Source organism: Cohnella sp., assembly GCF_041640265.1.
Taxonomy (GTDB): domain Bacteria; phylum Bacillota; class Bacilli; order Paenibacillales; family Paenibacillaceae; genus Cohnella.
This window is the reverse complement of record NZ_JBEQAP010000004.1, coordinates 241,865-250,949: the sequence shown is the minus strand read 5'-3', so window position 1 is coordinate 250,949 and position 9,085 is coordinate 241,865. Positions and strand designations below refer to the sequence as shown.

The window sequence follows — 9,085 nt, the reverse complement described above, 5'->3', positions numbered from 1 at the left end:
GTCGCTGGTTTGGGTGCATTGGCGGGCTGCAGTTTGCATAATGCAAACTGCGTCGCTGGTTTGGGTGCATTGGCGGGCTGCAGTTTGCATAATGCAAACAGCGTCGCTGGTTTGGGTGCATTGGCGGGCTGCAGTTTGCATAATGCAAACAGCGTCGCTGGTTTGGGTGCATTGGCGGGCTGTAGTTTGCATAATGCAAACAGCGTCGCTGGTTTGGGTGCATTGGCGGGCTGCAGTTTGCATAATGCAAACAGCGTCGCTGGTTGGTAACTTTAGCATAAACACAAGAGGTGATGCAGGAATTCCCTGCACCACCTCTTGTGCGTTAATATCTTTTACGCGGCAATACTTTGACTCTTAGCAGCGGCTTTGCGTTGACGAGCGGATTTGCGGAAGTGCAGCAGCTCATAGATACACGGAACGATAACAAGTGTGAGCAGCGTTGAAACAATCAGACCGCCAATTACAACGATAGCCAAGCTCTGGGAGACAATACTTCCGCTTGTGCTGGAAGACGTGCTAAACACGAGCGGCAGCATAGCACATACAGTAGCGATAGCTGTCATGAGAATCGGACGCATACGAGTACCTGCTGCTTCTAGCAACGATTCGCGGATTGTCATATTCTCCTCGTTGTGCTTAACGCGGTCTATCAATACGATAGCATTCGTTACGACGATACCGATAAGCATTACAACCCCGAAGATTGCAGTAAAGTCAGGCGTTATTCCTGTGACGAGAAGGCCCAGTACAGCTCCGATCGGCACAAACAGAATAGATGTCATAATGGCAAGCGGTGCCCTAAGTGTCTTGAAGGTAATAACCATGATCAGGTATACGATACCAATCGACACGAGCATCATCATGAATAGGCTCATCATATCTGCCGACTGATCCGCGGATGCTCCGCCGATATTCAATTTCACACCTTCAGGAGGCTCTACATTAGCAAGCTCTTTCTTAATCTCAGCACCCACAATCGATAACTGAGAAGGTTCTACCGAAGCTGAGACACGGATATAGCTTTTGCCGTCTTTATGGAAGAACGATGTCGCTTGCTCTGATTTAACCCAGTTAGCAACGCTAGTTATCGGTTTAGGGCCTGTATCCGTCATGACCATAATTGTAGAGAGCTCACTTTCAGAATTCGGCTTCAGTGATGGCTCGAGAAGCACATTCAGCGATTGACCGTCGACATTTAATGTTCCAATAGGAACTGGATTAAGCATCCCTTGCAGCTGCATGGCGATGTCTCCAGCTTTCGCTTCCGTTGCGTTTACTTCTAACGTATACACAGTTTTCTTCTCTTCTTGGTTACTTTCAACCTTGAGAACGTCCTTAACCGGTTTGATCTTGGCCATAACCTCTTCAGCTGTCTTCGTAATCTGCTCCAGATTATCACCTGTTACGTCTACGAATATCTGCGACCCGCCGCCGCCCATCAGGAAATTTCCCGTCCCGGAAGTAAGATTGGCACCCGGATAGTTCGCACGCTGGGAGTTAATGGCATTGATAACGTTCTCCGCATCAGCACCGTCTTTCATTTGAATCATGTAGGAAACTAGCGCTGGTGAGGATACTGCTCCATATTTAGCAGCATCTGCACTGTTTCCGTTCATCATGGTCACCCATTCAGATTCTTCTTGGCTCATTAGGAAAGCTTCAAACTTCTTCCCGTTCTCAAGTACCTCTGCAACAGGTGTATCCGGCTTGTATTCAAGATTAACTGTTAGGGTCTCCGCGCTCGAGGAATCAATCGCTCCTTTAGGCAAATTCATGTAGGTTACAAGGGAACCAACGAGCAACAAGAACGCAGCGGTAATTGGAAGCCATTTGTAACGCAGATTCCATTCGAGGAACCGTTCAAACTTTTTAGAAGGCAGATGCTCCTTGATTTGTGAATTTTTCAGCATGCCTGCGCTCATAAGCGGAATGACTGTCAAAGCGACAAGCAAAGAAGACAATAGCGAGTATGTCATGGTTAGTGCGAACGGCAGCAAGAAGGATTGCAGTCCCCCGCGTAAGAGAGACATCGGCAAGAATACGGCAACTGTTGTCAGCGTAGAAGCTGTGATCGCCCTTGCGACTTCTTGTGTAGCCTCGATGATCAAGCCGGTGGAGAACTTCTCCTTCTGCAAGCGCCGGAAAATATTCTCAATGACGACGATACTATCGTCTACTAATCGACCGACAGCAACCGCGACTCCGCCCAACGTCAGGATGTTTAGCGTAATACCAGACAGGTCGAGCAAGTAGAGAGTCATGGCTAGAGACAATGGAATGGATACGACAGTAACGAGTGTTGCCCGAATGTTACGCATGAAGAATAGAATAACGATTGTAGCGAACAACGCACCCAGCAGAACTTCTCTCATCATGCTGTCAACGGAATGAACGACTTGTTCTGAAGTGCTTATATATGTTTTCAGGTTGATGTTTTTATTCTCTTCATTCAGCGTCTTAATTACTTTCTCCACGCCTTCGCCGACTTTGACCGCATTTGAATTCGCACCCTTGGAGATGACAAAATCAAGTGCATCCTTGCCGTCCATCCGGAACGTGCTTTCCTTATCTTCGACGAAATTAACAGCAGCTACATCGCCTAGCTTAACCCCTTCCGCGACTGGAAGCTTCTTGATCTCTTCCACGTCCTGCAAGCTGGCAGAGACGTTCAGGTTCACAATTTGACCATCCAATGCAGATTCTCCAACCGATGCCGAAGCTTCACGTCCTTGAAGAACTCTGTATAAAGATTGAAGAGGTACGCCTTCTGCCGCCAGCTTCGCCGCATCCGGAATAATGCTTACTTTAGGCTGAGTTTTACCAGAAAGCTGTACCTCGCCTATGCCATCAATCGAGCGGAATTCATCCAGCACAAGCTGCTCGAACGTTTCCTTCTGAGCATCGCTTACGCCATCCGAAAAAGTAAGCGTCACGAAAGAGATCGGAATCATCGAAGTGTTGAATTGAACAACATATGGCGGTGATACCCTCTCCGGCAGCTGTACGGCATTCACGGCCCGTTCAACCTCTGCCTTCGCTTCCTTCATATCCGTAGTGGAATCGAAGTTCAGATTTACTTGCGAGAAACCATCTCCAGAGGTCGAGAAGACATTCGTTTTACCTTTGATTGAGGATAAGGCTTGTTCTAGCGGACTCGTAACGGAGCGTTCCATTGAAGAAGCGTCATACCCCGGCCCGATTACGGACACTGTAACCTGTGGATTATCAGCCTCCGGCAGAAATTCCATAGGAAGCTTAGTGTAACTAAGAATCCCCATTCCCAATACCATAATAATCATAATAATCATTGCTGCTTTGTTGCGGAATGCTCCGCTAATAATACTCTTCACTTAGTTTGTTCCCCTTCCACTCCATCGTTTTCTTTACCTCTTGCCAAAAGCATAACGACTTCAGTAAGTTTCGAAAAACGGCTGCAGACGGTTTTTGAACCTAGACTAAAGTCTGATCCTACTTACGGCTAAAGTCTCTTTTGGCTTGCTAAATCCAATTCTAGGAGGACAAAAGTCATATTCGTATTTATCCTTCTTGGTATCTTTAAATAATAAAAAACTCAAAAAAACCGAAAGGCATTTGCCTCCGGTTTTGATGCATTGCAGATATTGATAAATGGCCTTGATGAGATTGAATTAAGCCTGAGCCTGTACTTGTACCTGCTGTCGATCCAACCTTCGGAATTGCGCTAGCAAGCCAAGTGCTGCGAGTGAAAGTACGCCGGATACAACAAAAGGCAGCCAAGAAGTTGCACCGAGCAGTGCCGCCCCCAGCAAAGGACCGATGATTCGGCCCAAGCTGTCCATTGAAGAGCTAAGACCGGAAGCGATACCTTGTCCGACAGTCGTCTTCTGCGTAATCAGAGAGGTGACGCAAGGTTTAATGAGTGAATTCCCGATCCCGAACACGCAGAGGTAAACCGTGGCGATATGCCAGCTATTCGCGGTTAGAAGGAGGAAAAAACCAGCCGCGGATATGACTAAACCAATAGCGATGTACTGAGCCTCTTGCCCCTTTTTCACCCGTCGGCGAACGATGCCTCCCTGTACTAGCGCACCAGCTAGGCCGCAGAAGAAAAACATCATTCCGATTTGCAATGGAGTTACATCGAACTTCTTAATCCCATACAACTGCAAGGTTGCCTCCAGGATCGCCAAGGAAAACGTTACGAAAAAAGCCAGCACGTACAAATACTTAAGAGGTCCTTGAAATGCAGTCCAGCGTGATATTCGTTTACTTTGTTGCTTGGAGGCTCGACGCTCAGGAGGTAAAGACTCCGAAAGCTTAAAGTAAGCAGCAATAAATACGATTAAGGATAGCGCAGCAGCAGCAAAAAACGGAGTATGAAGCGTAATTTCACTTAAGAACCCGCCAAAACCAGGACCGAAGGTAAACCCGAGCCCAATGCTCATCCCCACGACGGCCATCCCTTTCGTACGCTCCTCTTCTGTCGTAATATCCGCAACGTAAGCAACGATACATGATACGACAGCACCGGAGAACAATCCTCCCAAAATACGCGAGGCGTACATAATCGCTAGATTATCTCCTGATATCGCAAACAACAAGAAGCTTAAGCTAAAGCCTAATACTCCAGTCATAATGACGGGACGACGGCCAATGCGTTCCGATAACCCTCCCCAAACCGGACTAAGCAGGAACGACATTAAGGAATAAATCGCAAGCATCGCTCCTGTATGCCAATTCGCAGATTTATCGCTTACATCTGACACTAATTCGGGTAATACGGGAATAATAATGCCAAATCCGATAAAAATCGTAAAGAGCATAAGTCCGACGATAGCCAATTTGCTTTTCACGGTATTTCTCTCCTCTGTCTTGGACGATAACGAACACTTTACGAACCTACAATCTATACCTGATGGTAGCATATCAAGCCCATTGTTCCAAATTAGTTCTGTTGTCGTTTTGGTGACAAATTTCACTTTATTCCGTCAGTGGTTGCTTTCCCCCCTATTTTTGTTATACTCATGCTTGTTTGCACTGTGTAATTGAACCCATTAAGATGAAAGCTTAGGAAAGGCAGGGAACTTCTATTGGATCATAATCGTACTCCGTTATTCGATGCACTTCGCTCTCATGCAGAGCGTAATCCAGTACAGTTTCATATTCCGGGTCATAAGAAGGGCGCTGGAATGGACCCCGAGTATCGTGAATATATAGGTCCCAACATTCTGAATATTGACTTAATCAATATTGCCCCTCTAGATGACCTGCACCAGCCAGTCGGCGTCATCCTTGAAGCACAGAAACTGGCGGCGGATGCTTTCGGCGCGGATTCGACTTACTTCTCTGTACAAGGGACAAGCACCGCCATTATGACGATGATCTTATCCGCTTGCAGTCACGGAGATAAAATCATTGTGCCTCGTAACGTACATAAATCCATTCTATCGGCTATTATTTTTGCTGGGGCGCGTCCGGTATTTCTATCCCCTGTTCGCGATACGAATCTAGGGATAGACCATGGCGTAACGACCCGTTCCGTCCGCCGCGCATTGGAGCGTCACCCGGATGCAGCCGCTGTTTTGATTATTAACCCTACCTATTACGGGGTATGTACGAATTTGAAGGAAATCGTTGACCTCGTACATGAGTACGACGTTCCGGTCCTTGTGGATGAAGCTCATGGTGCTCTGATCCACTTCTCCGATGAATTGCCATTGTCGGCTATGCAAGCCGGTGCAGATATGGCTGCTACCAGCTTGCATAAACTCGGCGGCTCCATGACGCAAAGCTCTATCCTAAACATTCGTTCCGGCTTGGTTAACCCTCACCGGGTTCAAACGATTCTTAGCTTACTTATGACGACATCCACCTCATACCCACTGCTTGCCTCTTTGGACACGGCACGGCGTCAATTGGCGCTTCATGGCAAGGAGCTAGCCGAGAGAACGGTGAAGCTCGCTCATAAAGCGCGAGAAGTCATCAACCAAATCCCTGATCTCTATTGCTTCGGCGAAGATTTATTGGGGGAAGAAGCTACCTACGATTACGATTCCACTAAGCTGACCATCCATGTCCGTCATTTAGGCATTACGGGATATGATGCAGAAAATTGGCTTCGCGAGCATTACAACCTAGAAGTCGAGCTAAGCGATATGTATAATATCCTCTGTCTCATCACTCCGGGAGATGACGAGGAATCCATCGGGATCTTGCTCGAATCTCTGAAGGCTATGTCAGATGCCTACCATACTGATTCCAAGGAAATTCTCGAGATGGTCGTTAAGATACCGGAGATTCCCCATCTTGCATTGACCCCTCGCGATGCTTTCTACGGAGAGACTGAGCTTGTTCCTTTCCGGGAATCGGCTGGCCGTATCATCGCCGAGTTTATTTACGTGTATCCGCCAGGAATTCCGATTTTACTTCCCGGTGAAGTGATCTCTCAGGAGAACATCGATTATATCGTTGATCATCTCGAGGTCGGCCTTCCCGTGAAAGGGCCTGAGGATCGATCAGTCACTCATGTGAAAGTGATTCTGGAAGAAACCGCAATCTCATAAGACAATAAAAGAGCCTGTCTCTCTACATAAAGAGAGACAGGCCCTTTATATAATTAATACTGATCATGCATTTCCAACGATGGTAAACGACTTCGAAGTAAATTCCCAAGCTCAATGGCTGCTTCGTCTGAGACGAGGAACCGCGATCGAAGGATTTCCGTATCTCCAAGATCATCAGCCGATAACGGGGCAGAGCGTCCAGTTTGCATGCAGACAACTAACGGTTTTCCGAAAAAATGACTTGTATAAATGATAGCAAAATCGAAGCGACTATCTTCGGAAACACAGCCGACAAAGTTAACGTTGGACGACTCGATTACATCGTAGAGGTTCTCAAGCATTCGCTTCCCTCCCGTCCATAAGAATTATCTGAATATTATGTATATTCTAACATGATAGTGTTGTACACGGCAATCAAGTTTTCGACAGTGAATTTTCGACAATGAGTTTCCGTTGCCAAGAAATGAAGGAAATGCTATCATGGGCGTGGGGGTGGAACCATGAGTCAAAGCGCTTACATTTCTCTTGTACAAGGCTCAACTTTAGCCGAGATTAATCTCGATGGCGTGAAGCAGCAGCTTGAGCATTATCGGGATCAGATGGCGTTAACCGGACAACAGCTCGGCTGGGATTATGCCGAAGCCGCTTTCCCTTACAGCATTGAGAACAAGCCTGAAGCCCAAGACCAATGGTTTTATCTGAAAGGCATCAATCCCCTGTACCGATACATAGTGGTCGGAACAGGCCAACGGGAACAGGATGGAACAACCGTGCCTTACATTCATCTTGTCCTTCCAGATGACTCTACCCATGGGGACAAATCCAAGGCCAATGAACTATGCAAGTGGATCGGCAGAAAGCTGCAGGCTGAAGTTAAGATGTTTAACGGACGTACCATTTACTTCAATCCACGCAAATGATAAACCATAAACATACATAAAGCCTCTTCCGTCTGTACCAAGTCGGAAGAGGCTTATATTTGTTTCAATCGCTGCTTGGCTCCAATAGCTCTAAACTAAATAAAAAACTTCTCTCATCGGCGATATCGGCTCCGCATCTTGAAAATCGAAAGATCCCTGCACCATCTTGGATGTTATTGCGTTCCAGCGGTTGCAAGCATCGCTTTGAGCAATATAAGCGAAAGCCGCCTCTAAATTATCGCATTCAAAGCAGTAAAAAAACTGCGTCCCGTTCTGGAATATAGAGTAATTGCGGATTCCCGCGTTACGGTGCTCCTCCATGATTTCCGGCCAAGGGTCCAAGTGCAGTTTCACATACTTCTCTAGGCATTCTTCCTTGATGTTCCATGTCCAAGCAAACTTGTTGCTCTGGTTCATTATTACGCCTCCTTAGGGAAATGGCAAACCTCCTGCAAACGAACTCGATTGCAGGAGGTTTGACTATATCGGTTTGTCTTTTAAGATTAATATACTTTTTTCCATTCAGCAATGTTAGCGCCATCGAATTTGAACGGATCTCCGAGCATGATTTGAGTGCCCTCGCCGTCCGCAATAATTTCTTTCTCGCCTAGACGTCCTGCTGTGAATTTATCGCCGACTTTACCGGTGATTTTGCCGGAAACTAGCGCATCTGCCGCAAAACCAGCAAGGTAGCCAACATCAACCGGATTCCATAGATACATCCATTGCGATACGCCGCTCTCGATATAGTCTGCCATTTCACTCGGCAATCCAAGGCCAGTCAATTGTACTTTGCCTTTAAGTCCTTTGTCCGTCAACACTTTACCTGCGGCAGCGATGCCGACTGTTGTAGGAGAGATGATTCCTTTAAGGTTAGGGAATGATTTCAATAAAGCTTCAGTCTCGGATACGCTTTTGTCACGAAGATCATCACCGTACGCCACTTTTACAAGCTTCATGTCCGCATACTTCGGATCTTCAAGCTCTTTCTTCATCCACTCGATCCAAACGTTCTGATTCGTAGCTTGGGAAGTCGCCGATAGAACGGCAATCTCACCTTTCCCGCCGATCATGTCGTAGATGGCTTGAACTTGAACGCGGCCAATACGCTCTGGATCCGCTTGGTTTACATGAACCATGCGGCTTTGAGGATTAACGCCGGAATCGAGTGACAGTACTTTAATGCCTTTGTCCATCGCTTTCGTAAGCGCTGGCTGCAGAGCATCTGGATCATTTCCCACGATAGCGATGGCGTCAACCTCTTGCGAGATCAATTCCTCAATCATCTGGATTTGCGCCTCGGCAGTCGGTTGGTCAGGCGCCTTCAAGATCGCTTCATGGCCAAGCTCCTCGATTGCGAGTTTGAAGCCTTCCATTTCTTTCTCGCCATAAGGATTACCTGTGTTCTTGAAAATGATTGCAAACTTCTTCTTCCCGCCAGCATCAGCACCTTGCTTGCCGTTATTCTCTTTGTTGTTGCCACAAGCTGCGATTACAGATAACACCAAAATCAAGGCAAGACCGATTGTGAGCCATTTTTTCATTTCGTGAATCCTCCCTTTTGATCAACTAAGCTTATATATACAAACAGTCCGCGGAACTGTCGTACAACGGTGGTTA

General features: G+C 46.9%; 8 protein-coding genes. 3 read left to right on the top strand and 5 right to left on the bottom strand.

Annotated elements, in window-relative coordinates:
* Window positions 1–270: hypothetical protein (locus ACESLK_RS05530; RefSeq protein WP_372663297.1), on the top strand; the 270-nt coding region annotated here is incomplete at its 5' end.
* Between the two features lie 65 nt (window positions 271–335).
* Here the strand turns inward: ACESLK_RS05530 and ACESLK_RS05525 are convergent.
* Together ACESLK_RS05525 and ACESLK_RS05520 are read right to left on the bottom strand one after the other, a co-directional pair.
* On the bottom strand, window positions 336–3,353 hold the full coding sequence (locus ACESLK_RS05525; protein WP_372663295.1) for an efflux RND transporter permease subunit: 3,018 nt from the start codon (window positions 3,351–3,353) through the stop codon (window positions 336–338).
* Between the two features lie 297 nt (window positions 3,354–3,650).
* The gene (locus ACESLK_RS05520; protein ID WP_372663293.1) at window positions 3,651–4,835 is read right to left on the bottom strand and encodes an MFS transporter; all 1,185 of its coding nucleotides are present in this window, start codon (window positions 4,833–4,835) and stop codon (window positions 3,651–3,653) included.
* A gap of 237 nt (window positions 4,836–5,072) precedes the next feature.
* Here ACESLK_RS05520 and ACESLK_RS05515 point away from each other — a divergent pair, with 237 nt between their 5' ends.
* The gene (locus ACESLK_RS05515; RefSeq protein WP_372663291.1) at window positions 5,073–6,545 is read left to right on the top strand and encodes an aminotransferase class I/II-fold pyridoxal phosphate-dependent enzyme; all 1,473 of its coding nucleotides are present in this window, start codon (window positions 5,073–5,075) and stop codon (window positions 6,543–6,545) included.
* Between the two features lie 53 nt (window positions 6,546–6,598).
* Here ACESLK_RS05515 and ACESLK_RS05510 read toward each other — a convergent pair whose 3' ends face one another.
* Entirely contained in the window at window positions 6,599–6,886 is a 288-nt protein-coding gene (locus tag ACESLK_RS05510) for a DUF3055 domain-containing protein (RefSeq protein WP_372663289.1), read from the bottom strand.
* Between the two features lie 159 nt (window positions 6,887–7,045).
* On the opposite strand from ACESLK_RS05510, the gene ACESLK_RS05505 reads away from it, so the two are divergent.
* Window positions 7,046–7,465 carry a DUF1885 family protein gene (locus tag ACESLK_RS05505; RefSeq protein ID WP_372663287.1) on the top strand — a complete coding sequence of 140 codons (420 nt, stop codon included), beginning with the start codon at window positions 7,046–7,048 and terminating at the stop codon, window positions 7,463–7,465.
* A gap of 90 nt (window positions 7,466–7,555) precedes the next feature.
* Here the strand turns inward: ACESLK_RS05505 and ACESLK_RS05500 are convergent, their stop codons facing one another.
* A complete protein-coding gene (locus ACESLK_RS05500) occupies window positions 7,556–7,882 on the bottom strand; it encodes an L-rhamnose mutarotase (protein WP_372663285.1) in 327 nt (108 codons plus the stop codon).
* Window positions 7,883–7,968: 86 nt separating this feature from the next.
* Window positions 7,969–9,009 carry a rhamnose ABC transporter substrate-binding protein gene (gene rhaS / locus ACESLK_RS05495; protein ID WP_372663283.1) on the bottom strand — a complete coding sequence of 347 codons (1,041 nt, stop codon included), beginning with the start codon at window positions 9,007–9,009 and terminating at the stop codon, window positions 7,969–7,971.
* Between the last annotated feature and the right edge of the window lie 76 nt (window positions 9,010–9,085).

Bases quoted from the DNA above. Each gene is read 5' to 3' on its own strand.
- ACESLK_RS05505 (WP_372663287.1), top strand. From the start codon at position 7,046: ATGAGTCAAAGCGCTTACATTTCTCTTGTACAAGGCTCAACTTTAGCC.
- rhaS (WP_372663283.1), bottom strand. From the start codon at position 9,009: ATGAAAAAATGGCTCACAATCGGTCTTGCCTTGATTTTGGTGTTATCT.
- ACESLK_RS05510 (WP_372663289.1), bottom strand. From the start codon at position 6,886: ATGCTTGAGAACCTCTACGATGTAATCGAGTCGTCCAACGTTAACTTT.
- ACESLK_RS05500 (WP_372663285.1), bottom strand. From the start codon at position 7,882: ATGAACCAGAGCAACAAGTTTGCTTGGACATGGAACATCAAGGAAGAA.